This window comes from Microcystis sp. LE19-41.2A (assembly GCF_027530405.1).
GTDB classification, from domain to species: domain Bacteria; phylum Cyanobacteriota; class Cyanobacteriia; order Cyanobacteriales; family Microcystaceae; genus Microcystis; species Microcystis aeruginosa.
In genome coordinates this window covers 1-1,167 of record NZ_JAPZQJ010000454.1, presented here as the reverse complement: position 1 = coordinate 1,167, position 1,167 = coordinate 1, and the positions used below count along the sequence as shown (strand labels likewise).

The 1,167-nt window shown below is 35.7% G+C and carries 4 protein-coding genes; all 4 read right to left on the bottom strand.

Translation table 11 applies throughout. The annotated features are described in order from the left end of the window. Nucleotides 1–141, bottom strand: a 141-nt coding sequence (locus tag O9290_RS19350) for a Uma2 family endonuclease (RefSeq protein WP_288054658.1), incomplete at its 3' end; no start/stop codon positions are given. 6 nt (nucleotides 142–147) lie between these two features. After that, entirely contained in the window at nucleotides 148–711 is a 564-nt protein-coding gene (locus tag O9290_RS19345) for a DUF5838 family protein (protein WP_288054654.1), read from the bottom strand. Then, nucleotides 701–991, bottom strand: a complete 291-nt coding sequence (locus O9290_RS28570) for a DUF5838 family protein (protein ID WP_288054656.1) — start codon at nucleotides 989–991, stop codon at nucleotides 701–703. Before O9290_RS28570 ends, O9290_RS19345 begins: the two co-directional genes overlap by 11 nt. 61 nt (nucleotides 992–1,052) lie before the next feature. After that, the coding region (locus tag O9290_RS19335; RefSeq protein ID WP_130758671.1) for a transposase at nucleotides 1,053–1,167 on the bottom strand (115 nt) is incomplete at its 5' end.

Genomic DNA, 1,167 nt, shown 5'->3' with positions numbered 1-1,167 from the left:
ATTGGCAATTTGAAAGTTAAGTCCTGATTCTGGTGGCATTTCTATCAATTCCCCGTTAAATAATTCATAGTTTTCCTCTGAATTATCCTCATACTGTAGATATTCAGCGAAGGTTTGAAAGCGGGGTTTTGTGGTTAACATTAGAGTTCACTCCATTGTGAATGATTTGTAATAGTAAAGCCGAATATTTTCTATTCTCGTTTTTTCTAATTCTTGTTGGGCTGTACCTACCCACATATTAGGTAAAATATCTTGATGTTGATAAAAGCTGTGAACTTTTTGGGCAGTATAATTAAGTTTAAAACAATTTATTAGATCCTGAGGATTTTTGAGATTGTAGTAAAGCACTGGGTTATGATTGGCTTTTGATAAACCTGTAAAAAATAGACTTGATGCTTGGAGAGGTTTTAAGGCTGATTTAGGAAAATGTTGCCACACCTGATTGATGGTTTCTGGTTTGAAAAAATCATCTTCTCTAACTTCGACATAAATTTCGATTTCACTCTTACCATTGAAATAAAAATCAAAACCAATTAGGTTAACAAACCCACTGAGATAATTACTATCAGCAGCACCGTCACTTAAAATAAAAGCGGTTGCTAGTTTTTCGGGATAATCCCCAATTCTGATGTGCATTTTTACACTAGAATCGGCAAGGTCTGTTCTTAAGTCAATACCAGCACTTAGGACTTCTAGCAAGCTAGAAGTCAAAGTTGTCTCCTAAAAATCGCTGTAATAGAGAATAATCTAATTGAACACCCACACGGTTCTCCACTTGCTGAAAACAAGCTGGAGATTGAGTTAGATATTTTTGCCACTCTTGAGCTTTATCTTTAAACAAGAGCATAAACCTTGAGGCAATCAGTTTATCCAATTCTATCTTACAAGAGGCTTCAATACTACAATCGCCTTCAACTTCCATCACGAAATCTTCAAATAGCCGCAGAGGATAAACAGGCTCAACATCGAAAGCTTGTTGATGATTGCGAATAAATTGTAGTCTTTGCTCTTTGAGGGAGTTTTTTTGGCTCTTCGTTACCCTTTATGCTAAATCAACATACAAGATGCCAAGATAACATACTTCTAACCCAAAAATTCCGAAAGTTTCTAAAGCCATAGCCTCTCCGTTTTATTAGTTTAAGTTTATTGTTGATTCCCTCGACCACC